This is a genomic window from Leucobacter sp. wl10 (genome assembly GCF_003569785.1).
In the GTDB taxonomy this organism is placed as follows: Bacteria; Actinomycetota; Actinomycetes; order Actinomycetales; family Microbacteriaceae; genus Leucobacter.
In genome coordinates this window covers 94803-117894 of the sequence record NZ_KZ983998.1, presented here as the reverse complement: position 1 = coordinate 117894, position 23092 = coordinate 94803, and the positions used below count along the sequence as shown (strand labels likewise).

General features: G+C 68.7%; 20 protein-coding genes and 1 other RNA gene. 16 read left to right on the top strand and 5 right to left on the bottom strand.

The window, feature by feature from the left end:
* Positions 1-248 (top strand): hypothetical protein (locus D1J51_RS11990; protein ID WP_371414088.1); only part of this gene is annotated, 248 nt, incomplete at its 5' end.
* A gap of 4 nt (positions 249-252) precedes the next feature.
* A complete protein-coding gene (locus D1J51_RS11985; RefSeq protein WP_240423201.1) occupies positions 253-891 on the top strand; it encodes a PH domain-containing protein in 639 nt (212 codons plus the stop codon).
* Positions 892-1087: 196 nt separating this feature from the next.
* On the opposite strand, the gene D1J51_RS11980 is transcribed toward D1J51_RS11985, so the two are convergent.
* Positions 1088-1642, bottom strand: coding sequence for a YqaJ viral recombinase family protein (locus D1J51_RS11980; RefSeq protein WP_119075520.1), 555 nt, complete (start codon positions 1640-1642; stop codon positions 1088-1090).
* Positions 1643-2179: 537 nt separating this feature from the next.
* Here D1J51_RS11980 and D1J51_RS11975 point away from each other — a divergent pair.
* From D1J51_RS11975 to rplL, 3 genes are all read left to right on the top strand, one after another.
* Positions 2180-2902 carry a response regulator transcription factor gene (locus D1J51_RS11975; protein WP_119075502.1) on the top strand — a complete coding sequence of 241 codons (723 nt, stop codon included), beginning with the start codon at positions 2180-2182 and terminating at the stop codon, positions 2900-2902.
* Between the two features lie 399 nt (positions 2903-3301).
* Positions 3302-3811, top strand: a complete 510-nt coding sequence (rplJ, locus tag D1J51_RS11970) for a 50S ribosomal protein L10 (RefSeq protein ID WP_119075500.1) — start codon at positions 3302-3304, stop codon at positions 3809-3811.
* Positions 3812-3891: 80 nt separating this feature from the next.
* Entirely contained in the window at positions 3892-4275 is a 384-nt protein-coding gene (rplL, locus tag D1J51_RS11965; RefSeq protein WP_119075498.1) for a 50S ribosomal protein L7/L12, read from the top strand.
* An 89-nt stretch (positions 4276-4364) separates the two neighbouring features.
* Here rplL and D1J51_RS11960 read toward each other — a convergent pair whose 3' ends face one another.
* Genes D1J51_RS11960 through solA form a run of 4 tightly spaced genes read right to left on the bottom strand, consistent with a single transcriptional unit; the run spans position 4365 to position 8353 of the window.
* On the bottom strand, positions 4365-4940 hold the full coding sequence (locus D1J51_RS11960; protein WP_119075496.1) for a HutD family protein: 576 nt from the start codon (positions 4938-4940) through the stop codon (positions 4365-4367).
* A gap of 27 nt (positions 4941-4967) precedes the next feature.
* Positions 4968-6317, bottom strand: a complete 1350-nt coding sequence (locus D1J51_RS11955; RefSeq protein ID WP_119075495.1) for a sodium/glutamate symporter — start codon at positions 6315-6317, stop codon at positions 4968-4970.
* A gap of 18 nt (positions 6318-6335) precedes the next feature.
* Positions 6336-7232, bottom strand: a complete 897-nt coding sequence (locus D1J51_RS11950) for a LysR family transcriptional regulator (RefSeq protein WP_119075493.1) — start codon at positions 7230-7232, stop codon at positions 6336-6338.
* Positions 7229-8353 carry an N-methyl-L-tryptophan oxidase gene (solA, locus tag D1J51_RS11945; protein WP_119075491.1) on the bottom strand — a complete coding sequence of 375 codons (1125 nt, stop codon included), beginning with the start codon at positions 8351-8353 and terminating at the stop codon, positions 7229-7231. The genes D1J51_RS11950 and solA overlap by 4 nt, the downstream gene beginning before the upstream one ends.
* Positions 8354-8499: 146 nt before the next feature.
* Between solA and D1J51_RS11940 the strand changes: the two genes are divergently transcribed.
* From D1J51_RS11940 to D1J51_RS11890, 11 genes are all read left to right on the top strand, one after another.
* Positions 8500-9660, top strand: a complete 1161-nt coding sequence (locus D1J51_RS11940) for an FAD-dependent oxidoreductase (protein WP_119075489.1) — start codon at positions 8500-8502, stop codon at positions 9658-9660.
* Positions 9657-10877, top strand: coding sequence for an allantoate amidohydrolase (locus tag D1J51_RS11935; protein ID WP_119075488.1), 1221 nt, complete (start codon positions 9657-9659; stop codon positions 10875-10877). Before D1J51_RS11940 ends, D1J51_RS11935 begins: the two co-directional genes overlap by 4 nt.
* 160 nt (positions 10878-11037) lie before the next feature.
* Complete coding sequence (locus tag D1J51_RS11930; RefSeq protein ID WP_119075486.1) at positions 11038-12774, top strand: ABC transporter ATP-binding protein; 1737 nt, start codon at positions 11038-11040, stop codon at positions 12772-12774.
* Positions 12775-12788: 14 nt separating this feature from the next.
* The gene (locus tag D1J51_RS11925) at positions 12789-14879 is read left to right on the top strand and encodes an ABC transporter ATP-binding protein (protein ID WP_119075519.1); all 2091 of its coding nucleotides are present in this window, start codon (positions 12789-12791) and stop codon (positions 14877-14879) included.
* A 5-nt stretch (positions 14880-14884) separates the two neighbouring features.
* Positions 14885-14981: signal recognition particle sRNA small type (gene ffs, locus D1J51_RS11920), an RNA gene on the top strand.
* Between the two features lie 299 nt (positions 14982-15280).
* Entirely contained in the window at positions 15281-16756 is a 1476-nt protein-coding gene (locus D1J51_RS11915) for a phytoene desaturase family protein (protein ID WP_119075484.1), read from the top strand.
* A 10-nt stretch (positions 16757-16766) separates the two neighbouring features.
* A complete protein-coding gene (gene pta, locus D1J51_RS11910) occupies positions 16767-18887 on the top strand; it encodes a phosphate acetyltransferase (RefSeq protein WP_119075483.1) in 2121 nt (706 codons plus the stop codon).
* Complete coding sequence (locus tag D1J51_RS11905) at positions 18884-20065, top strand: acetate/propionate family kinase (protein ID WP_119075481.1); 1182 nt, start codon at positions 18884-18886, stop codon at positions 20063-20065. Before pta ends, D1J51_RS11905 begins: the two co-directional genes overlap by 4 nt.
* Positions 20066-20320: 255 nt before the next feature.
* On the top strand, positions 20321-21205 hold the full coding sequence (locus D1J51_RS11900; RefSeq protein ID WP_240423199.1) for an ABC transporter permease: 885 nt from the start codon (positions 20321-20323) through the stop codon (positions 21203-21205).
* Positions 21206-21208: 3 nt separating this feature from the next.
* Positions 21209-21991 carry an ABC transporter permease gene (locus tag D1J51_RS11895; protein ID WP_119075479.1) on the top strand — a complete coding sequence of 261 codons (783 nt, stop codon included), beginning with the start codon at positions 21209-21211 and terminating at the stop codon, positions 21989-21991.
* A gap of 45 nt (positions 21992-22036) precedes the next feature.
* The gene (locus tag D1J51_RS11890; protein ID WP_119075477.1) at positions 22037-23092 is read left to right on the top strand and encodes an ABC transporter substrate-binding protein; all 1056 of its coding nucleotides are present in this window, start codon (positions 22037-22039) and stop codon (positions 23090-23092) included.

Here is a 23092-nt window from a genome sequence, read left to right as displayed (position 1 = left end):
GCGGCCACCGGGACTCCGCGGGCGCACGGCGCGGGGCTGCGGTGGCGGCGGACGCGGACGCGGCGGCCGAAGCGGCAGGCGCGGCGCAGGATCTGGCCGAGACGGCCACTCGAGCCGCGAGGGACGCGGCCGATGCCGCGGGCGCCGCCGTCGAGGCGGCGGGCGGGGCCGCTCAGCGCGCGGGCTCAGCGGCGACCGAGGGACTGTCGGGACTCGGGGCGCCGTCGCAGCCGAAGCAGGCAGAATAGGAGCATGCCCAAACCGCGATCGGTGACAGCGGAGGTCGAGTCGATCCTCGGCCCCGCTCCCGCGAGCTACGCGCAGCCGGAGGCGGCGGTGCTCCGGTTCAGGCGGCACGGGCGCAGGCTCGTGCCGCCTGCGATCGCGATGCTCGCGGCGGCCGCGGCGGCCGGGTACTGGGTGGGCGCTCTCCCCGCGGTGTGGATGAACCTGCTCGCCGCGGCCGGTGCCGCATTGCTCGGCCTGCTGCTCGGGGTGCTACCGGTGCTCGCGTGGCTGGCGCACCGCACCACCGTCACCACGCGGCGGGTGATCGTGCGCCGCGGTCTGTTCGTGCACCGGCGCTCCGAGGTGTCGCTCTCGCGGGTGCGAGAGGTGCGAACCCGTCGCGGTCCGCTGCAGCGCCTCCGGGGTTCCGGCGACATCGAGCTGCTGCACGGCGCGGAGAGCATGCGCCTCGAGGATGTGCCCGGCGTGCAGGTTGTCGCGGATGCGCTGCGCGAGCTCATGGAGCGCAACTACGAGCACGCGACTCGTCTGCAGCAGCGGCTCGCGGCGCAGGTCGGAGGCTTCGGCGGCCCGGGTGCGGGCCCGGGCGCCGGCGCTCCCTTCGGATCGAATGCGGCCGCTCAGTCCGACCCCGGCTTCTGAGGGCTCGCCGGTCCGGCCCGCGCCCCGGCCTCCCGGTCCGGCCCGCGCCCCGGCTCCCAGGAATCCGTGTGCGCCTTCCAGGCGCTTCAGCCCGGGGCGAGCGTCCGGAAGGCGCACACGGATCGGAGGTAGCCGGGTGAAGGCCCCGAGGCCCCGAGGCCCCGGGGACCAGTTCAGCGCGGCCAGCGCGGCCCGCTCAACTCGTGCGCACGATGAGCACGTCGATGAGCTGAGTCGCGAGCTTCACGAGCCGCTCGATCTCGTTCTCGTCCCGATCCACCCAGCGGCACTGCGGGTCGCCGACCGGAACGAAGTTCTCGTGCCGTTCCCACACCATCAGGGTGCGCTCTGCGCCGAGCACGTACTGCTGCCACCAGATCTGGCGCAGGTAGCTGCGGGGGATCGAACGCCATTCCTTGTTGGTGGTCTTGATCTCGGCGAGCTCGATCGCGCCGCCGGATCGCAGGGCGAGTCCGTCAGGCGTCGCGAGATGTCGCAGATCGCACTCGGCGTGGAACAGCGCCTGACTGGGCGAGATCCCGTGCTCCCGCATCACCCACGACGCGATCTCGGGCTCGCGCGCCCTGCCGTGCGCCGTGTAGGCGTTGCCGGAGAAGCGGCTCCCGTGCAGCTTCTCGTGGGCGGCGGCCTCGATGGAGCGCGGTGTCGACAGCTTGGCGACATCGGTGGCGGTGATCCCGCGCGCGCGTGCGCGCATCCAGGCCATGCGATCGGTGCCGTCGGTCACCATGCGGCTCAGGTAGCTCGGGATCGGATCGGGCACCACCCCAGTTTCCCACGATCCGGGTCGCGGGGCCGTCCTTCGACCGCGCGTCGCTCCGAACCCGGCGGGATCGCCGCTGTGCCCGTCGCGGGCGCGTTCGGCGAGCGGCCCGCGGCGGCGAAAGTCCTGGACGGGGCGGAAATCTGGATAGAGTCCGAGGATGACTCGAGACGGTTGCATGAACGTTCACAGTGAGTTTCCTGGGAGTCATCGTGGCGATTGCCGATGCGACGCGCGTGGGAGACGATGGGTGAACCGCATGGTTTCGCCGTTCTGAGCAACATAGTGTGTGAGTGCTCCGATTTTGTTCTTGCTATGTGTCTCCAGATACGTAAAATGCCCTGTGCGATGAGCGAGGGCGAAGCGCTAGGCTCGGCGGCGAGATGAATCCGCCACGGCGTTATCAGAACCTGCCTGGCGAAGAGAACCCAAGAGGGGCTGAGGGACACGGGCACGGTCACTCCTCGTGCGCGGCTGACGCCCCGGAGAAGGAGTACCCAACATATGGATTCGCAGGTTTTGAAGCGGGCCGACGGGGGAAAGATCCGGGCCCTCGTCGTTGACGACGAGGAATCGATCACGCAGCTCGTCGCCATGGCCCTCCGCTACGAGGGGTGGGAGGTCGAGACCGCCGCGACCGGCCAGGAGGCGCTCGACAAAGTCAAGTCGTTCGGCCCCGACGTGGCCGTGCTCGACATCATGCTTCCCGACTTCGACGGGATGCAGCTGCTCGCGCGCCTCCGCAGCGCTGGGGAGATGGTTCCCGTGCTGTTCCTCACGGCGCTCGATTCGGTCGAGGATCGCGTCAACGGTCTCACCGCAGGCGGAGACGACTACGTGGTCAAGCCGTTCAGCCTGGAGGAGCTGATCGCGCGTCTGCGCGGGCTGGTGCGCCGCTCGCAGCTGACGCTGGCCCAGCAGCCCGATCCCATGCTGCGCGTGGGCGACCTCACCCTCAACGAGGACAGCTACGAGGTCGAGCGCGGCGGCGAGTCGATCACCGTCACCAACACCGAATTCGAGCTGCTGCGCTACCTCATGCGCAATCCGAACCGCGTGCTGTCGAAGGCGCAGATCCTCGACCGCGTGTGGGCGTACGACTTCAGCGGCAAGTCGACCGTGGTCGAGCTCTACATCTCGTACCTGCGCAAGAAGATCGACAGCGGCCGCGAGCCCATGCTGCACACGGTGCGCGGCGCGGGCTACATGCTGAAGCCCGCCGGCTGACTCCCCGGTGCGAAGCATCCTCGCCCAATCGGGGATGGTTCGGGTCGCCGTTCCCCTCGCATGGCGACCCGAACCGGCCCCGATTCCGTCTATGCGCCGCGTCCCCCCGGAGCGCCCTCACCGAGGAGCAACTGTTCCGCCGAGAAAGTGTGGTAGAGTTCTCAATGGCCAAAGACCGCCGGTACGGATCCGCGAGGATCCCGGAACGCCTGTGAGAGCAGGGACCAGCGCAGGTGCAGAACTCCTTGAGGCGCGGATCCCGATCCCGAACTCACCGAAGCTCCGTGCGTGCGCGCCGGAGCTTTTCTCGTTTCTGGGTGTTCCCAGCGCGAGGAGCCTCCGAGCGGCGCGGCCCCCGAGCGGCAGCCGCCGCGCGGGTACGACAAGCTAGGGAGCGCCATGGCTACGAAGGACGCTACGGTCGCCGATCTTCAGCGCAGGTTTGAAGAGTCGGACGCCGTTCTGCTGACTGAGTACCGCGGTCTCACGGTTGCCGAGCTGCGGGAACTCCGCAACGGCATCCGAGAGCACGCGACGTACGCTGTGGCGAAGAACACGCTGACCAAGATTGCGGCCAATGGCGCCGGGATCACCGCTTTCGACGACGAGCTCGCCGGCCCTTCGGCTCTCGCCTTCGTGCACGGTGACACCGTCGCGGTCGCCAAGGCTCTGCGTGACTTCGCTAAGGCACACCCTCTGCTGGTGGTGAAGGCGGGCTACTTCGATGGCAACGCCCTGACCGCCGCTGAGGTAGGCAAGCTTGCCGATCTTGAGAGCCGCGAGGTGCTGCTGGCCAAGGCCGCCGGCGCCATGCAGGCCGCTCTGGTCGGCGCTGCGCAGCTGTTCAACGCTCTGCCCGCCAAGGCCGCACGCGGCTTCGGCGCGCTGCAGGAGAAGCAGGACGCGTAAGGATCGGCTCTCGCCGGTTCGGTACCAACAAGACCCGCCTGTCACGCGCCGCGTGAAGGCAGACATCAAGGAGAAACACAATGGCTAAGCTTTCGACCGAAGAGCTGCTCGAGCAGTTCAAGGGGCTCACCCTCATCGAACTCTCCGAGTTCGTGAAGGCCTTCGAGGAGACCTTCGACGTGTCGGCCGCCGCTCCGGTTGCGGTCGCCGCTGCTCCGGCCGCCGGTGGCGCCGCCGAGCCCGTCGAGGAGAAGGACGAGTTCGACGTCGTTCTCGAGTCGGTCGGCGACAAGAAGATCCAGGTCATCAAGGTCGTGCGCGAGCTGACCGGCCTGGGCCTTGGCGAGGCGAAGGCCCTCGTCGAGGAGGCTCCCAAGAACGTGCTCGAGGGCGCGAAGAAGGAGGCCGCCGAGGAGGCCAAGGCCAAGCTCGAGGAGGCCGGCGCGGGCGTCAAGCTCGCCTGAGTCCTTTTCGCTTTCAGGCAGTTCCCCGAAGGGCGGAGCCACCACGGTGGTTGCGCCCTTCGGCGTATCCTGGGCCGCGTGTGACCGGCTCAGAGCAGCAGTAGATCGAAACGCTCCATGCTCGGACCCTCGTGCAGGGAGACCCCAATGACCGGGTCGTCTCCAGCGAGAGAGACGGTGATGAGAGCCCGATCGCGTGAGGCGATCAGCACGGGCAGCGATCCTTCGGACATGAGGTTCATCGCGTTGCAAGGGTGGGGTAGGTGTGCGAGTCCGACGTGCTGAGCTCCCTCGAAACGATGGATGACCCCGTCGGGCACCGCGAACTGCTCGCCGTCGACGGCGAGCTCGACATCGCCTCCGATCGGCATGAAGCTGCGATGCAGGCCGATCAACGGTGAGAACGGGGCACAGCGTTCGAGCGCGGCGACGCTGAGCCGCCAGCGGGGTAGTCGCGGGGTGAGCCTTCTGGACTCATCGAAGGAGACGAGCTCGACGGTGGAGCCCGCTCCGTTGGCCCAGGGGGCGGGGGCGAGTGAGCTGTAGCGCTTGATCACCCTGGGCGGGCGTTCGGGGCTGTGCGTCATCGGCGGATCCTGCTCGGTGGTGCTGCGGTAGGGGTCGAGCGAACGCGGGGGCGGCGAGCGCAGGGCTGTGCTCCCCACCCCTGCGTTCGTGGAGGCCCGTGCGGGCTAAGCCGCTGTCGTCGCAGCGGTCCGTTTGTTGAGCGACATGAAGTAGATCGACGCTATGAGCGCGGCCAACATGATCGCTCCCCAGATGCCGACGACCGACCAGGAGGCTCCCGCGATGACGAGGAGCGGTACGAATGTCACCGCGGTGATCTCGACCGGCAGCACAGGCAGATAGGCCACCGAGAAATCCTCGAGGGTGCGCGAGTTGAGTTTCGGGTCGACGATGCGCAGCAGGGCGATGCCGGTCGCGACCGCACCGGTCGACCAGCCCCAGGTGAAGAGCTGGCGCTCGTACCATCCGTCGCCGAGCACTCGCGGGGCGACCCAGAAGCCGAGGAAGAGGCAGAGCGCGAGGCCGATGACGAAGAGGATCACGAGCGACAACCACTGGTCGGCGACCAGGCTGGGAACGACCGAGGCGATGCCGCAGACCATCAGGATGTCGGTCGCGGTGCCGGAGAGCGAGTTGATCGACTCCTTGTCGATGAAGCGGGTGGCCCGCGACGCGGTGAGCACGCCCCGCAGCATCAGGCCGACTATGAAGGCGATAGTGAACAGCGGGAAGGCGACGCCGGGGATCAGCTGCCCGAGCATCAGATTGACGCCGTAGGCGGCCGTGGAGACGGAGGCGACGAGACCGATCTGGAAGGTGAGCGACTCGATGGTGCCGCCCGAGAAGAGATGAAGGCCGATCGGGGGGCGGGCTCCGACGTGGTCGAGCACGCCCGTGCGCAGCTCGCGCGGGATCTCTTCGGCTCCCGCGAACTCCTTGGCGTGGCCGCGGACAGCGCCGAGCTTCGCCTGCGCGATACCGCCGACCACGCCGATCATCAGGCCGACGGTCGCGGCGGTGAAGCCGATCGAGGCGACCGCGGGATCGCCGGCGTCCGCGAAGGCCGCTCCGACAGCCGCCGCTGAACCGAAGCCGCCGGCCCAACCGGCGAACAACATGATGCCGATGTAGTCGGGAGCGCCGAGCAGCGGGCCGAGCAGCGCGAGCGCCAGCAGCATGCCGATGGCCACCTGCGCGCCGTACATCAGCACGCCGTAGCTGGCGAAGCTCGCGACCGAGCGGCCGATCTTTGCGAGATTGAAATCGCTGGTGAGCGCCAAGCAGGCGAAGACGACTGCGATGAGGATCGACGTGTACGTGCCGAGCTGATCGGAGAAGGGCAGCCATCCCAGCACGTTGGGGCCGAGGATGAGTCCGGCGATCCCCGCGATGACACCGGCCGGGATCATCATCGTCTGCAGAGCCTTGATCTTCGCGCGGAGCAGGGTTCCGAAGACGAGCAGCACACCGATGAGGCCTGCGTCGACCAGAAGAGTCCAGGGTGAGAACTCCATGAGTTTCCTTTCGAGGGGTTAGCCGGAGATGCCGTGTTCGCGAGCCCACTCGGAGAGCGCGTTCGTGATCGGATCGAGGAGTCTGAGGGGATCGCCCGGCGCGGTGCGAACGGTGAGCGGATACGTCGGATGCGCGCCCATGAGCGGGATGAACCTCACGCCTTTCCAGGTTTCGAGGCTCACCGATTGCGGCACCAGGGTGATGCCGGCGCCGGCGCCCACGAGGCCGAGGATCGCCTGCTCCGTGGAGACGTGCGCGGAGACGTGCATTTGGGATCCGGCCTGCAGGAACACGCTCGCGACGAGATCGAAGGCTATGGGGGCGATATCCCTGCTGAATGTGACGACTGGTTCTAAGACGATCTCTTCGGGCGACAGCTCGTCTCGGCCGCCGAGCGAGTGGTGCTCGGGCACGGCGACGACCAGTCGCTCGCGGAAGGCGACCCGCTCCTCATTCCGGTAGCTGCTGAACTCGCGGATGAGGCAGACGTCGATGTCGCCGTTCTCCACCGCTTGCGCGAGCTTCGCACTGGCGCCGTCCGAGACCACCGGCGAATGATCGTGAGTCGCGTTTAACGCAACGGCCACGATGGAGGGAAACGTCGAGCTGGCGGCTCCGAGCCGCAGGCGCGGGCGGACGGCGCCGGTCCTGCTCTCGGCGATGAGTTGCGGCAGCGACTCGGCGCGACGTCGCAACTCGAGCGCTTCCGGATAGAGCGCGTTGGCCGCTGCGGTGGGGGTGACCTCTCGGTGACCTCGTTCGAAGAGCCGCTGATCGAGCTGTCGTTCGAGCGCGGCTATCGCCTGGCTGACCGGCGACTGCTTCATTCCCAGAAGCTTGGCGGCCTTGGTGAAGCTGCGCTCGGTGTAAACGGCGACGAAGCAGCGCAGCTGCTTGAGACTGACCTCGCTCATGATCCGAATCTCCGCGGTGAGAAGGGGGAAAGGTCGTGTCGCTGCTTGCGACCCGTGGCGAACGCGGCGAGGGCGTTGCCGAAAGCCGGAGTCAGTTTGAAACCGTGCCCGGAGTAGCCCGTACCGACGACGACTCGCTCACTCACCGGGCCGAGCACGGGCCTCTTGTCCGCGGTGTAGATGTCCATGTGCATCGATTCCCGCGCGACGTGGGGCGGCAGCCCCGCGAGAAGGCGATGCACGTCGGCCGCGAGGCCCCGCCGTTGCTCGCGGGTCAGTTCGGCGGCCAGATCAGCGGGCCGGCCGATGGTGCCGAACCTGGCGTCGTAGCCGGCCTTGACCAGCGCGCCGTCGAGTGCGGGCGCTCCGAAGATGTGCGTGTCTCGGAGGTCGCGGATGAACGCCGGGAAGCGATCGGGGGTGAAATCCTCAGGTGCCTCCGGGCAGAACCAGGTCAGGCCGATCGGGCGGATCGCGAGGTGCGGTGCGAGATGCGGCAGCAGTGTTGGCGTGTGCACGCCCGCGGACACGATGGCGCGGTGCGCGGTGAGCGTCTCTCCGCCTTCGAGATCAACGCGCACATGCCCGCGCTCCTCGGTGAGACCACCGACTCGTTGATTGCCTCGCAGATCCGCGCCTTCCAGCGTTGCGCGGCGCTGGATCTCCGAGACCGCGGCCTCGGGGCGCAGCACGCCTCCCATGAGATCCAGTACGCCGATCTCATCGGTGATCAGCGAGTGCTGGGGGTACCTTCGGCGCAGGGCATCGGAAGAGAGGACTTCATGGGTGACACCGGCGTGTTTGAGCGACCTCCGCACGCGGGCCATCTGCGGCGCGTCGACCGAGCCGATCGAGAGCACCCCGGTCTCATGGAGGATGCGCCGCCTCCCGGCCTGCTGCAGTCGCAGCCATTCCTCCCGCGACTCGAGGAGCAGGGGAACGTATTCGGCCCCCTCATGGTACGCGGCGCGGAACAGGCGGCTTTCGCCCGAGTACGCGCCTCTGGTGTGGACGAGATCATCGGCTTCGAGTCCGATGACCCCCGCACCGGCTTCCGCAAGCTTCCACGCAGCGTAGGACCCGGCGGCGCCGAGGCCGATGACGATCACTTCTGCGTGCATGGAGGGAAGTTTATGCACACGGCCGGGTCTATTGCAAGATGTAAAACGTATCAATGTTGCATTTCAAAGATGAAATTGTAATAATTTGCTGGAGCGCCCGATCCCGGTCGGCGTTCGACGGCGATTGGGGAGACGAGGAGCATTCCATGTCAGGTTCTGAGTACGTCGTCGTCGGAGCCGGTCTCGCGGGCGCGGCCGCAGCTTGGCGCTTGGCGTCGCGCGGCGAGAACGTCACGGTTCTCGAGCGCACGACGCCGGGCAACGAGCAGGGCGGCTCGCACGGGTCGGCGCGCATCTTCCGCTACGCCTACCCGTCTGAGCTTTACACGGGCTTGGTGGTGCGCGCGAAGGCCGGCTGGGATGAACTCGAGGCGCAGTCGGGCAGGCAGCTGATCACGCCGACGGGCGCGTTAGACTTCGGCGAGGTGCGCAAACCCGCTGACTTGGCGCGAATCATGGAGCGCGTCGGTGTGGAGCACGAGCTGATGAGCGCGGAGGACGCGACGATGCGCTTCCCCCAGTTCGACTTCGATACCGAGGTGCTCTACCACCCGGGTTCGGGCGTACTCGACGCGATCGGCACGGTCGAGGCGATGCTCGGCCTCGCGCGGGCGACCGGTAGGGCTCGGGTGCGTGAGAACTGGGACGTCGCGTCGATCGCGCGCCGCTCGGGCGGCGGGTTCACGGTGACATCTGCGACGGGCGAGCGGGTCACGGGCGACAAGATCATCGTGGCTGCGGGCGGTTGGCTGCCGTCTCTGCTGCGGGATCTCTCGCTGCCGGAGGCCTTTCTGGCCAGTCTGCCGAAGATCACGGTTCGGCAGGAGCAGGCGTTCCACATGCCGTGGCGCGAGGATGACGCCGACGGCAACGCCTACCCCGCATGGCCGTCCTTCATCCACAAGCGCGCGGCGCTTGAGACCTATGGCCTGCCCGGCGGGCGGGACGCGGGTTTCCGAGGGCAGAAGATCGCGCAGTTCAACGGTGGTCCGAAGCTCGCCTCCGCGGTCGATCAGGACGGGCGGATCCGACCCGAGATGCGCGAGAAGATCGTTTCCTACGCGGCCGAGTTCCTTCCTGGCGTGGTCCCCGAACCCTATGCGGAGACGACATGCCTGTTCGTGAATACTCCGTCGGAGGACTTCCTGATCGACGAGGCGGATGGAGTGGTGGTGGTCTCGGCCTGCTCGGGTCACGGAGGTAAGTTCGCCCCGCTGCTCGGCGAATTCGCCGCTGATCTCGCGACCGGCAGGGGCGGTGTCCCCGACGAGTTCCGCGTCGCTCATCACGCTGGGCTCGCGCGATGAGCACGCGCGTCGCCTCTCTGATGCGGGACATCGTCGATGTCGGGCGTGACCCGAAGCGAGGCGGATACTCCCGCCCGGTGTTCTCGCGCCCCGAGGCCGAGCTGCGCGAGTGGTTCCTCGCGGAGGCAAGGCGTCGCGCACTGGACGTCGAGACCGATCGCAACGGCATCATCTGGGCCTGGTGGGACATTCCATCTCGAGACCGCGCCGGCGCGATCGTCACGGGGAGCCACCTGGATTCGGTGCCGGGCGGTGGCGCATACGACGGACCGCTCGGGGTGGCATCGGCGCTGGCCGCGATCGACATCATGCGCGCCCGGGGGGTACAGCCGGATCGTGCGCTCGCGATCGCGGTGTTCCCCGAGGAGGAAGGGTCACGTTTCGGCGTGGCCTGCCTCGGCTCGCGGCTGCTGACGGGGGCGATCGATCCGGATCGCGCGCGCGGGCTGCAGGACGGCGGAGGCCGGAGCTATGCCGAGCTCGCCGAGCAGGACGGTCTCGACCCGCGGTTCGTGGGCCGGGACGACGAGGCACTGTCCCGGATCGGCGCATTCATAGAGTTGCACGTCGAGCAGGGGCGCGGTCTGATCGACCTGGGTCGGCCGGTCGCGATCGGGTCGTCGGTCCTCGGGCACGGGCGGTGGAGGGTGACGTTCCTGGGCCAGGGCAATCACGCCGGTGCAACGCTGATGGCAGACCGTCGTGACCCGCTGGTCGCCGCGGGTGCGTTGATCGCGGCTATTCCGGGGATCGCGGCCCGGTATCCCGGGGCGCGTGCGACGGTGGGACGCATCGAACCCATCCCGGGCGGCACGAATGTCATCGCGTCCCGGGTGGATCTGTGGCTCGACGCACGGCACCCGGAGGATGCGGTGACGGCGGAGATCGTGAGGCTCGTCGCGGAAGAGGCCGCCGGACTCGCCGAGGTGCAGGGGTGCGCGGCAAGCGTGATCGAAGAATCCCTCAGTCCCACGGTCGGATTCGACGCCGGGCTGCGGGGACACCTGGAGCGGGTGCTGCCGGGCGCTCCGGTGCTGGACACGGGGGCCGGGCATGACGCGGGCGTGCTCGCCGCACTCGTTCCCACCGCGATGCTGTTCGTGCGGAATCCGACCGGGATCTCGCACTCGTTCGAGGAGTCTGTCGAAGATCCGGATGCCGAGGCCGGCGCCGAAGCGCTGGCCGATGTGCTCAGCAGCGATCTGACGATCCACTGAGGCGCACCGAACTGGCGATCACGCCGTGAGTCTGCTACTGTTGCTCGGCCGCTTCTGATCCGCCCGCTCCGTCTCGCCGCCGTGCACCTGTGTCCCTGTACGGTGCCGCTCGTGAATGTCTGAGGTCCGGTTCAGGATGGCACAGGACGAAAGGATCCTCGTGGCCCTCATCTCACTCACGCTTCGACACGCCAGGAAGTACTGGTCGTTCATCGCGGCCGTGCTCGTGCTGCAGCTGCTCTCCACCATCGCCGCGCTCTGGCTGCCGAGCCTGAACGCGCAGATCATCGATCAGGGCATCGCCAAGGGCGACACCGATTTCATCTGGCGCACGGGCGGCTTCATGCTGATCGTATCGCTCGGTCAGCTCGTCACCGCTGTCGCCGCGGTCTACTTCGGCGCGCGCGCGTCGATGGGTGTGGGGCGCGATCTGCGCCGCGAGGTCTACCGCAAGGTCGATTCGCTCAGCACGCTCGAGGCGACGCGGTTCGGCGCGGGCACCCTCATCACGCGCGGTACGAATGACGTGCAGCAGATCCAGATGCTGGTGCTCATGACCCTCAACTTCATGGTTTCGGCACCCATCATGGCGATCGGCGGCATCATCATGGCGCTGCGCGAGGACGCCGGCATGTCGTGGCTCGTGTGGGCATCGGTCGCCGTGCTCGCGGTGATCGTGGGTTTCCTGGTCTGGCTGCTCCTGCCCCTGTTTCGCAGGATGCAGGATCGTGTGGACGCGATCAACAGCGTGCTCCGCGAGCAGATCATGGGCATCCGGGTCGTGCGCGCCTTCGTGCGCGAGAATTTCGAGGTCGACCGCTACGAGACGGCGAACCGCAACATCACCGACATCTCGCTGAAGGTGGGCAACATCTTCGTGCTCATGTTCCCCGTGATCATGATGGTGCTGCACATCGCCACGGCGGCCGTGCTGTGGTTCGGAGGGCACCGGGTCGATCAGGGGCTCGTCGAGGTCGGGTCGCTCACGGCCTTCCTGCAGTACCTGCTGCAGATCCTCGTCGCGGTGATGATGGGCGTCTTCATGACGATGATGATCCCGCGCGCCGTGGTCTGCGCGGAGCGCGTCCGCGAGCTGCTCGACACCGAGTCGACGCTCGCGTTCCCGAGCACCGAGTCGGTCGCCACCCCGCGGGCCGGGCGCATTGAGTTCGACGGCGTCACATTCGGCTTCCCCGGCGCCGAGAAGCCGGTCGTCAAGAACGTGAGCTTCGTCGCCGAGCCGGGCGAGACGACCGCGATCATCGGATCGACGGGTGCGGGTAAGACGATCCTGCTCAATCTCATGCTGCGTCTCTACGATCCTCAGCAGGGATCCATCACGGTCGACGGGGCTCCGGTCCCCGCGCTCACCCGCGCTCAGCTCGCGCAGACGATGAGCCTCGTACCGCAGCGCCCCTATCTGTTCTCGGGCACGATCGCGTCGAACCTGCGCTTCGGGCGCTCCGGGGCGAGCGACGAGGAGCTGTGGGAGGCACTGCGGGTGGCGCAGGGCGACGACTTCGTTCGCGAGAAGGAGCGTCAGCTCGACGAGCCGGTCGCCCAGGGCGGCACGAGCGTGTCGGGCGGCCAGCGCCAGCGTCTTTCGATCGCGCGGGCGCTCGTGGCGAAGCCGCGGGTGTACCTGTTCGACGACTCGTTCTCGGCGCTCGACGTGGCCACCGACGCGAGGTTGCGCGCTGCGCTGCCCGAGGCGACCAGGGGGGCGACGACCATCATCGTCGCGCAGCGCGTGTCGACCATCACCGAGGCCGATCAGATCCTCGTGATCGAGGACGGCGAGATCGTGGGGCGCGGCACCCATGAGCGGTTGCTCGAGACCAGCGAGGTCTACCAGGAGATCGTGCGATCGCAGCTCGAAGAGGCGGAGGCGGCGTAGTGCCCGAGAAGAAGATGAAGAAGCGCGCCGGCAGGCCGCCGGAGGGCGGCGTGAAGACCGACGAGTTCGAGCTTCCGGACGACTATCGGCCCGACGGGGACGACTGGACGGGCTCGCAGCCCGTCAAGAAGGCGAAGCACTTCTGGCCTTCGGCGAAGCGCCTCATCGGTCTGCTCGCGCCCGAGAAGTGGTTGTTCTCGTTGGTGGTGCTGCTGGTCGTGGGCTCGGTCGTGCTCACCGTCATCGCGCCCAAGGTGCTCGGCCAGGCGATGGACGTGATCTTCAACGGCGTACTCGGCAAGCAGTTGCCCGAGGGCGTGCCGATCGATCAGATCATCGCGGGTGCCCGAGCCGCGGGTAACACCCAGTTTGCCGACATGCTCGAGGGCGCCGACGTGGTGCCCGGCCAGGGCATCGACTTCGGGCTGCTCAGCCGCCTGATCCTCGCGGTACTCGCGCTGTACCTGGTCGCCTCGTTCCTCATGTGGCTGCAGGGCTACATCCTCAACCGCATGGTCATGCGCATCGTCTACCAGCTGCGGCGCGACATCGAGGCGAAGATCAACCGGCTGCCGCTCAGCTACTTCGACGGACGCCAGCGCGGCGACGTGCTCTCGCGCGTCACGAACGACGTCGACAACATCCAGCAGGCGCTGCAGCAGGCGTTCTCGCAGCTGGTGCAATCGCTGCTCATGGTGATCGGCATCACCGCGATGATGTTCATCGTCTCGTGGCAGCTCGCGCTCATCGCGCTCATCGCCCTGCCGCTGTCCGGCATCATCGCGGGCGTCGTGGGCGTTCGTGCGCAGAAGCTCTTCGTGGCGCAGTGGAAGCACACGGGGGACCTGAACGGTCACATCGAGGAGTCGTTCACAGGCCACGAACTCGTGCGCATCTTCAATCGCGACGCCGAGATGACGGAGGAGTTCGACCGCCGCAACGAGGGGCTCTTCACCGCGGCGTACCAGGCGCAGGCGCTCTCGGGCACCATCATGCCGGCCATGCAGTTCGTGCAGTACCTCAGCTACGTGCTCATCGCCGTGGCCGGGGCGCTGCGCGTCACCGCCGGGCAGATGACGCTGGGCGACGTGACGGCCTTCATCCAGTACTCGCGGGAGTTCTCGCAGCCGATCAGCGAGATGGCGAGCATGGCGAACATGCTGCAGTCCGGCGTGGCCTCGGCCGAGCGCACCTTCGAACTGCTCGACGCCGAGGAGCAGGATCCCGATACCGCGACCGAGCACCTGCCCGAGCGCACCGACGGGCACGTGCGGTTCGAGCGCGTCTCGTTCAGCTACGTCGAGGATCAGCCGCTCATCGAGGATCTGTCGCTCGAGGCGAGTCCGGGGCACACGGTGGCCATCGTGGGGCCGACCGGCGCGGGAAAGACGACGCTCGTCAATCTCATCATGCGCTTCTACGAACTCGACGGCGGGCGCATCCTGCTCGACGGTGTCGACGTCACCCACCTCTCCCGAGCCGAGCTGCGCGGCCAGGTGGGCATGGTGCTGCAGGACGCGTGGCTGTTCGACGGCACGATCCGCGAGAACATCCGCTACGGCCGGCTCGACGCCACCGATGACGAGGTGGTCGAGGCGGCGAGGGCGACGATGGTCGATCGTTTCGTGCGGCAGTTGCCCGACGGCTACGACACGACGATCTCGGAGAACGCCTCCTCGCTCTCGACGGGCGAGCGGCAGCTGCTCACCATCGCGCGCGCGTTCATCGCGAACCCCTCGCTCCTGATCCTCGACGAGGCGACCTCGTCGGTGGACACGCGCACCGAGGTGCTGGTGCAGCAGGCGATGCGGGCGCTTCGGGCGGACCGCACCTCGTTCGTCATCGCGCACCGGCTCTCCACCATCCGCGACGCCGACGTGATACTCATGATGGAGCACGGACGCATCGTGGAGCAGGGGTCGCACGAGGAGCTGTTGGAGCGCGGTGGCGCCTACTATCGCCTCTACCGGTCGCAGTTCGCGGGCGAGGTGGACGAGGCGCACGCCGAGGAGCTGCTGACGGGAGCGGTGGCGGTGGCCACCGGCGCGGTCCCGGTCGTCGACGAGGATCCGGAGGCACCGGAACGCGGGGGAGACTTCCGCTAGACTGGTACGGCTCCCCACGTGGCGCTATCTCAGGGAACTCCCCCAGGGCAGAAATGCAGCAAGGGTACTTGGGCTCTAGCGGGTGCGTGGGGAGTCTTGTTTTTCCCGGCCGCGCCCGGGACCGGCTCGGCACACCCGGAGTGCGACCCCGGAGCGCGGGCCCGGCCGGGCGCCGGGTAAGTTGGCGATGCGGGCCGAACCCCCTACGCTAGGTTGCTGGAAGGGTCATCCGTCTCGAGCCGTCGGGGACGGCGGTCCAGACGCTCTTCTGAGGGGGACATCACGGGGGCCTCGTGAGCGACTCATGAGGGCTGTCCGGCCACGCCGAACAGCAGTGCGGCCATGTCGTGGTCGGGGCCATGACCGTCCCGACCACGACAAGCTGCGTCTAGGCTGATGGTATGACTCGATCTCGCGGCGCGGCGGTCGTCGGGGCGGGCCCCAACGGGCTCGCGGCGGCCGTGACGCTGGCCCGCGCGGGTCTGCCGGTCACCGTGTTCGAGGCGGCCGAGAGCATCGGCGGCGGCGCGCGCACGGACGAGGCGGTCGAGCCGGGAGTGCTGCACGACGTCTGCTCGGCAATTCATCCCATGGCGCTCGCAACGGGCTTCTTCCGAGCCTTCGAACTCGAGCGGCGCATGGGATTCGCGATCCCGGAGGCCTCGTACGCGAACCCGCTCGACGGCGCGGCCGGCGGAGGCGCGGCCCGCGCGGCGGTCGCCTACCGCAGCCTCGACCGCACGGCAGAGGAGCTGGGACGGGATGGAGCCGCGTACGCGCGCCTCTACCGCCCGCTGCTGAGCCGGCTCGAGGGCGTCGTCGACTTCGCGCTCGGCGGATCCATGCTGCGATGGCCGGGTGATCCCGTCGCCGCCGCGGCTACCGGTCTGCGCGCCCTCGAACAGGGCAGCCCGCTCTGGAATCTGCGATTCCGGGAATCAGCCGCCCCCGCGCTCATCTCCGGCGTCGCCGCGCACAGCGTCGGCCGCATGCCCGGCGTCGCCGCGGCGGCGGTCGGCACGGTGCTCGGCGCGCTCGGCCACGCGAGCGGCTGGCCGGTGCCGATCGGCGGATCCCGGGCGATCACCGATGCGCTCGCGGCCGACCTGCTGGCGCACGGCGGCCGCGTTGAGACCTCCCGCGCCATCACCGACGTGCGCGAGCTCGACGGTTTCAGCGTCAAGCTCTTCGACACCTCGGCCCGCGGGCTCGTCCGCATCGCCGGTTCGGTACTGCCGGCGCGGTACCGGCGCGCGCTCGGCCGTCTCCGCTACGGCGACGCCGCCGCCAAGGTCGACTTCGTGCTCGACGGGCCGATCCCCTGGAGCGACGGGCGCGTCTCGGCCGCGCCCACGGTGCACCTGGGCGGATCCCGAGCCGAGGTCGCGGCGGCCGAGCTCGAGGTCGCGCGCGGGCGCCACCCGGAGTGGCCGTACGTGCTGCTGGCCCAGACCGCCGACTTCGACCCCGATCGCAACCCCGCGGGCGCCAACGCCGTGTGGAGCTACACGCACGTGCCCCGCGGATCGGCACGCGACGTCTCGGCCGCCGTGATCGCGCAGATCGAGCGCTTCGCCCCCGGCTTCCGGGACCGCGTGCGGGGCTATCGCGTCACCACGGCCGCGCAGCTCGCGGGGTACAACCGCAATTACCACGGCGGCGACTTCTGCGCGGGCGCCGTCACCGTGCGGCAGCTGCTCGCTCGCCCCGTCGCCGCCGCCGATCCGTGGCGCACGCCGGCGAAGGGCATCTACCTGTGCTCGTCGTCGACGTCGCCCGGCCCCGGCGTGCACGGGCTCAGCGGGTGGTACGCCGCACGCTCCGCGCTTCGCCGAGAGTACGGGTTGCCCTCCCCGGAGCTGGGGGCGGGGCAATAGGCTGGGAGCCGTGGCTGCAAGCATCTACCTGACCTCGGCCGAGGGCCGCACCGGGAAGAGCGCCGTGGCGCTCGGCGTACTCGACACGCTCCTCGCAGACGCCCCGCGCGTGGGGGTCTTCCGCCCGCTCATCCGCTCAGCCGGAGAGCGGGATCGCGTGCTGGAGCTGCTGCGCGCGCGAGCGACGGCAGAGGTGCCCTACGAGGCCTGCGTCGGGGTCACCTACGATGCGGCGCACGCCGACCCCGAGCGCGCCATGGCGCGCATCGTCGCAGCCTACCGCGAGCTGCGTGAGCGCTGCGACGCCGTGGTCGTGGTCGGTTCGGACTTCACCGACGTCGCCGCGCCGACGGAGCTCGCGTTCAACGCCAGGATCGCCGCGAACCTCGACACGCCGGTGCTGCTGGTACTGGGCGGCCGCTCGAACGATCAGGCCGAGCATCTGGGCCAGCAGCCCGCCCGCCCGCCCGCCGAGATCGCGCAGTTGGCCGAGCTGGGTCTCGCCGAGTTGCGCGACGAGCACGCGACGGTGCTCGCGGCGCTCGTGAACCGGGCGGATCCGGATCGCCTGCCCGAGATCGAGCGGGCGGTGTCGGCGGTGCTTCCGGCCGGTGTGCCGGTATGGGCGGTGCCCGAGGAGCTGCTGCTCGTCGCGCCCCCGGTCGCGGGCGTGCTCGAGGCGGTGGAGGGCCGGCTGGTGCGCGGCGACCGGGACCTGCTGGCACGAGAGGTGCGCGACGTGGTCGTCGCGGGCATGTCGATGGAGAACGTGCTGCCGCGCCTGCTCGAGGGCTCGGCGGTGGTGATCGCGGCGGATCGCGCCGAGACGCTGCTCGCCGTGACCATGGCGCACGAGGCGCCGACCTTCCCCACGATCGCCGCGGTGGTGCTCAACGGCGACTTCGAGCTCGCCGCCGACGTGGAGCGCCTGCTCGACGGCATCGATTCGACGCTGCCGATCGTGCGCACCGGCTTCGGCACCTTCGAGACGGCCAGGCGCATCTCCCGCGCCCGCGGACTGCTGACCGAGGAGTCGCCGGCCAAGTTCGACACCGCGCTCGCACTGTTCGCGCAGCACGTCGACGGGGCGACGCTGCGCGAGCGGCTGCGACTGCACCGGGGCGGCGTGCGCACGCCCGTCATGTTCGCCTACGAGCTCTTCGCGCGCGCGGCGCGGGCCGACGCGCACATCGTGCTGCCCGAGGGGCACGACGATCGCATCCTCCGCGCCGCGAGCACGCTCCTGGCGCGCGGCACGGCCCGGCTCACGATCCTCGGAGACGAGGCGGCCGTGCGCAAGCGCGGCGGCGAGCTCGGCCTCTCGATCGACGCCGCCGACGTGATCGATCCCGCGGTCTCGCCCCTGCGCGAGCGCTTCGCCGCCGAGTACGCCCGGCTGCGCGCCCGCAAGGGCGTGACGCTCGAGCAGGCCCGCGACGCGATGGCCGACGGCAGCTACTTCGGCACGATGATGGTGCACCTGGGGCTCGCCGACGGCATGGTCTCGGGAGCGGCGAACACGACCGCCCACACGATCCGGCCGAGCCTCGAGATCATCAAGACCCGACCCGGCGTCTCCGTGGTGTCGAGCGTGTTCTTCATGGCGCTGGCCGACCGGGTGCTCGTGTACGGGGACTGCGCCGTCAACCCCGACCCCACCGCGGCGCAGCTCGCCGACATCGCCGTCTCCTCGGCCGATACCGCGGCGCAGTTCGGCGTGGAGCCGCGCATCGCGATGCTGTCGTACTCCACGGGCGAGTCCGGGTCGGGCGCCGACGTGGACAAGGTGCGCGAGGCCACGGCGCTGGCGAGGGCCGCGCGCCCGGATCTGCTCATCGAGGGACCGATCCAGTACGACGCGGCGAGCGATCCGGAGACCGGCGCCGCCAAGCTGCCCGGGTCGGAGGTCGCGGGCCGGGCGACGGTGTTCATATTCCCCGATCTGAATACGGGCAACAACACCTACAAGGCGGTGCAGCGGTCGGCCGGTGCGGTGGCGGTCGGACCGGTGCTGCAGGGACTTGCGAAGCCGGTCAACGACCTGTCGCGCGGAGCCACCGTCGAGGACATTCTGAACACCGTCGCGATCACCGCCGTCCAGGCGGGCGAGGGCCGTGGGAGCGGCGCATGAACCGGATCCTCGTCATCAACGCCGGATCGTCGTCGATCAAGTACCAGCTCATCGAGCCCGAGACCGGGGAACGGTTCGCCTCGGGGCTCGTGGAACGCATCGGCGAGCCGGAGGGACGCATCGCGCACCGCGGCGCTCACCAGAACGAGCGCTCGCTGCCGGTGCCCGATCACACCGCCGCCTTCGAGGCGATGGTAGCGGCCTTCGCGGGTGAGGGCGCACCGATCGACGCGCTCGGGATCGTCGCCGTGGGCCACCGGGTCGTGCAGGGCGGCGACGCCTTCGTCGAGCCGACGCTGATCGACGACGAGGTCGCGGAGCGGATCCTGAGTCTCGGCGCGCTCGCGCCGCTGCACAACCCGGGCCAGTACCAGGCGGTCGCGGCGGCGCGGTCGCTGTTCCCCGACGTGCCGCACGTCGCGGTGTTCGACACGGCATTCCACCAGACCATGCCCGAGAGGGCGTATACCTACGCGATCGATCGCTCGGCCGCGGCCGAGCACGGTGTGCGCCGCTACGGGTTTCACGGCATCTCCCACCAGGTGGTGTCTCGTCGGGCGGCCGACCTCCTGGGGCGGCCGGTCGACGAGCTGAGGCAGATCGTGCTCCACCTCGGCAACGGCGCTTCGGCCTGCGCCGTCGACCGCGGGCGATCGGTCGACACCTCCATGGGCCTCACCCCGCTGGAGGGGCTCGTGATGGGCAGCCGCAGCGGCGACATCGACCCCGGCGCGCTGCTGCATCTGCTGCGGGGCGGCTACGGTGCGGACGACCTCGATCGCCTCCTCAACGGGCGTTCCGGTCTGCTCGGTCTCACAGGCGTGGGCGACTTCCGCGATGTGCGGGCGGCGGCCGACGCCGGCGACGAGGCGGCGCGGTTGGCCATCGAGGTGTACGCGCACCGCATCCGGCATTATCTCGGCGCGTACCTCGCCGTGCTCGGCGGAGCCGACGCGATCGTGTTCACCGCGGGCGTGGGGGAGAACAGCGCGGCGCTGCGCGCCGAGGTGTGCGCGGGGCTCGAGTGGTTCGGAATCCGCCTCGACGCCGAGCGCAACGGCTCCGCCGAGCGCGGGGCGCGTCGCATCGGCGCCGACGATTCGCGCGTCGAGATCCTCGTCGTGCCGACCGACGAGGAGGCCGAGATCGCGCGGCAGACGCATCGGCTCGTCGGTTAGCCGGGCCGGGCGGCCCGCTGTTGATCCTGAGGTGTACGTCGCTGAATCGGTGGCGACGGGGCTGCCGCTCAGAAGGCCCCTCGCCTGCGCGGCTCCGACGCCTCACGACAGGGCACCTCTCCGTGGTTCATCGCGGACCGCGTGAAGATTCGCGGCATCTTCCACGGATTCCGCAGCCCATTCGCATGCGCGGTTCTCGATCCGCGTCCAGGATGGGGAGTACCAGAAGACCGAAGGCGAGTGCATAGGAGCAACGTGACATCGACGACACGCACGATTCACCTGGGTCGGAGGGAACGGCCGAAGCGCGGATCGCTGCTGCTGGTCATCCCGGGGGTCGCCTCGGTCGTGCTGCTGGGCGTCCTGCCGCTGTTCATCGTGGCCCGGAACAGCTTCGCGGTCGCCGACGACTACGGCGGGATCACGGGCGGCTTCACGCTGGAGAACTACGCGAAGCTGCTCGATCCCGTCTACTCGAAGACGCTGCTGTTCTCGCTCGGTCTCGGCCTGCTGAACACGGTCGTCTGTATCGTGGTCGGCTACCTGACCTCGTACTACATCGTCTCGCGGCCCGAGGGGAGGCAGGGGCTGCTCCTGCTGCTCATCATCATCCCCTTCTGGACCGACTTCCTGGTGCGCACCTTCGCGTGGATCACGATCCTCGGATCAGGCGGCCCTATCGCGGGCCTGCTCGGCGTCTTCGGCGTCTCCGGGTTCTCGATGATTCCGAGCAACGTCGCGGTCGTGCTCGGCTTGCTGTACGCCTTCCTGCCGACCGCCATCTTCCCGATCTACGCCTCCATGCGCTCGATCGACCCCTCGCTCAAGGAGGCCGCGACCGACCTCGGCTGCAGCTGGTGGGGCGTGCACCGCCGGGTGATCCTGCCGCTCAGCCGCCCCGGTATCCTTGGGGCCGCGCTGCTCACCTTCATCCCCACCATGGGGGTGTTCGTGATCCCGGTGCTGCTCGGCGGTGGCAAGGATCCGCTCGTGGGCAACCTGATCGTCACGCTCTACACCGAGTTCCGCAACCAGCCGATGGGCGCGGCCGTGTCGATGGTGCTGCTCGTGCTCATGGTGCTCTCGATGGGCCTGATCGGACTCCTGATGAGGCGCACCTCGAATCAGAAGGGGGCGTAGCCCGTGGACCGCATCGTGAACGGCATCGCCCGCGCAGTGTTCGTCTTCCTCTACCTGCCCATCGCGGCGGTGATCGTCTACTCGTTCAACGCGGCGGGCACGAACACCCGCTTCGAGGGGCTCACCCTGCAGTGGTACGCCGAGCTGTTCCAGGACGGCGCGCTCATGCAGACGCTGCGCACGAGCGCCGTCGTGGCCGTGCTGTCGGCGACCGTCGCGACCGTCGTCGGCATCATGTTCGCGCTCGGCATGGCCCGCTACCGGGGCCGCGGCAAGGGCGGCCTGATCGCCCTCATCGCCCTGCCGCTCGTCGTACCCGAGATCGTGCTCGGCGTCGCTCTGCTGAGCGTCTTCAGCGCGACGAAGGTACCGCTCGGCATTACGACCCTCGTGCTCGGCCACCTCATCGTGTCGCTGCCGCTCGCGACGCTCGTCCTCATGAGCTCGGCCGCAATGCTCGACCCGAGTCTGCCCGAGGCCGCCGCCGATCTGGGTTGCACCCCGTGGCAGACATTCGTCCGCGTCTACTTCCCGCTGCTCCGCCCCGCGGTGATCGCGGCCTGGCTGCTGAGTTTCACCACGTCGTTCAGCAACATCGTGATGTCGACATTCCTGAGCGGCGTCGGATCGACCACCCTCCCGCTGCGGATCTACTCGAGCCTCAAGACCGGGCTCACCCCGAGCATCAACGCGCTCGGCGCACTGCTGATCCTGCTCACCCTCGTGCTCGTGCTCGCGGTCGGCGTCACGCAGATGCGGCGCATCCTCGTGGACTCCCGCTCGTAGCACGCCGAACCAGCTCTACCCCAATCCATGGAAAGGAACACCGTCATGAAGAAGAAGACTCTTGCGGTCGTCGGCATCGCCGGCATCGCCGCGTCGCTGGCGCTGACCGGCTGCACCGGCGGGGGCGGTTCCCAGCAGCTCAACGTCTACGCATGGGCCGACGAGATCCCGCAGAGCGTGTTCGACGCGTTCACGAAAGAGACCGGCATCACGGTCAACGTCGACAGCTTCGACAGCAACGAGACCATGATCTCGAAGCTCGCCGCGGGCAACTCGGGCTACGACATCGTCGAGCCGAGCCAGTACGCTGTGCAGCAGCTCGTCGGACAGCAGCTCATCGAGCCGCTCGACAAGTCGAAGGTCGAGGGCATCGACAACATCGCCTCGACCTTCGCCGATCCGAGCTACGATCCCGGCCTCGAGTACTCGGTGCCCTGGGTATGGGGCACCACCGGCCTCATGTACAACTCCGAGTGCACGGGCGGCGAGGAGATAACCAGCTGGAAGTCGCTCTTCGATCCGAAGTGGAACGGCAAGGTGAACATGCTCGACAACATGCTCGCCGCGTACATCGCCGGTCTGCAGGTCAACGGCTTCGACGCCAACAGCACCGATGAGCAGGAGATCGCCAAAGCCACCGAGTCGCTCATCAAGCAGAAGCCGATGCTCGCCGGCTACAACTCCACGAACTACGGCGACCTCGTTGCGAACGGCGACGTCTGCATCTCCGAGGCATGGGGCGGCACCAGCACCGCGAAGATCGTCGAGGAGAACAAGAACGTCCGTTACGTCATCCCTGAGGAGGGCGGCAGCCTCTGGGTGGACGGCCTCGCGATCGCGAAGGGCGCGCCCAATCAGAGCGCTGCTTACGAGTTCATCAACTTCCTGCTGCGCCCCGAGATCGCGGCGATGGCGACCAACGACGGCGGTCTTGCGAGCGCGAACCAGGCGGCTCAGCAGTACGTGACCGATCAGGGCCTGCTGGCGAACGTGGCTGTCTACGCCTCCGAGGAGCAGGTCGCCAATGCCGACTTCATCGTCGACCCAGGCAAAGCCATGAAGTTCTACCAGGACGGCTGGACTCGGGTGAAGGCCTCCTGA

Excerpts from the sequence above, each read along its gene's own strand:
- rplJ (WP_119075500.1), top strand. The coding sequence starts at position 3,302 with ATGGCTACGAAGGACGCTACGGTCGCCGATCTTCAGCGCAGGTTTGAA.
- D1J51_RS11890 (WP_119075477.1), top strand. The coding sequence starts at position 22,037 with ATGAAGAAGAAGACTCTTGCGGTCGTCGGCATCGCCGGCATCGCCGCG.
- D1J51_RS11975 (WP_119075502.1), top strand. The coding sequence starts at position 2,180 with ATGGATTCGCAGGTTTTGAAGCGGGCCGACGGGGGAAAGATCCGGGCC.
- solA (WP_119075491.1), bottom strand. The coding sequence starts at position 8,353 with ATGCACGCAGAAGTGATCGTCATCGGCCTCGGCGCCGCCGGGTCCTAC.
- D1J51_RS11940 (WP_119075489.1), top strand. The coding sequence starts at position 8,500 with ATGTCAGGTTCTGAGTACGTCGTCGTCGGAGCCGGTCTCGCGGGCGCG.
- D1J51_RS11985 (WP_240423201.1), top strand. The coding sequence starts at position 253 with ATGCCCAAACCGCGATCGGTGACAGCGGAGGTCGAGTCGATCCTCGGC.
- D1J51_RS11935 (WP_119075488.1), top strand. The coding sequence starts at position 9,657 with ATGAGCACGCGCGTCGCCTCTCTGATGCGGGACATCGTCGATGTCGGG.
- D1J51_RS11980 (WP_119075520.1), bottom strand. The coding sequence starts at position 1,642 with ATGGTGACCGACGGCACCGATCGCATGGCCTGGATGCGCGCACGCGCG.
- D1J51_RS11950 (WP_119075493.1), bottom strand. The coding sequence starts at position 7,232 with ATGAGCGAGGTCAGTCTCAAGCAGCTGCGCTGCTTCGTCGCCGTTTAC.
- D1J51_RS11925 (WP_119075519.1), top strand. The coding sequence starts at position 12,789 with ATGAAGAAGCGCGCCGGCAGGCCGCCGGAGGGCGGCGTGAAGACCGAC.
- D1J51_RS11955 (WP_119075495.1), bottom strand. The coding sequence starts at position 6,317 with ATGGAGTTCTCACCCTGGACTCTTCTGGTCGACGCAGGCCTCATCGGT.
- rplL (WP_119075498.1), top strand. The coding sequence starts at position 3,892 with ATGGCTAAGCTTTCGACCGAAGAGCTGCTCGAGCAGTTCAAGGGGCTC.
- D1J51_RS11915 (WP_119075484.1), top strand. The coding sequence starts at position 15,281 with ATGACTCGATCTCGCGGCGCGGCGGTCGTCGGGGCGGGCCCCAACGGG.
- D1J51_RS11905 (WP_119075481.1), top strand. The coding sequence starts at position 18,884 with ATGAACCGGATCCTCGTCATCAACGCCGGATCGTCGTCGATCAAGTAC.